Raw genomic sequence first — 298 nt, 5'->3', positions numbered from 1 at the left:
CAGGATATAGAGCACCACTGGGCCGTTAGCCGTAACACACCAGTGGTGCTCTATATCCTGGCTTTGCTTGTCAATTAGCAGGTTGACCTGACGGTTGAAGAAATGCTCAACCGCAGTGACAGGCATCAGGTTGACACGCGTCCTGGGCGTCAAACGTTCAAACGCCGAATGTTGACGATGAGCAATGCAGGCCATTAGACGTTGACGCTTATGCGCCGTGTTTAAGAGATTCACCAGATCCGTCTCCAGTTCTGTCGGGCTGGTGAACTCGGCCAGGCGTTGGCCTGGCAGGTAGAGC

At 54.0% G+C, this 298-nt stretch carries 1 protein-coding gene; it reads right to left on the bottom strand.

The genetic code is table 11. From position 1 onward, the window contains the following. Positions 1-298: hypothetical protein (locus AC0L20_RS40425; RefSeq protein WP_473295733.1), on the bottom strand; the 298-nt coding region annotated here is incomplete at both ends.

It is taken from the genome of Bradyrhizobium sp. Kon58 (genome assembly GCF_055807455.1).
This window is presented reverse-complemented; position numbering and strand designations above follow the sequence as displayed.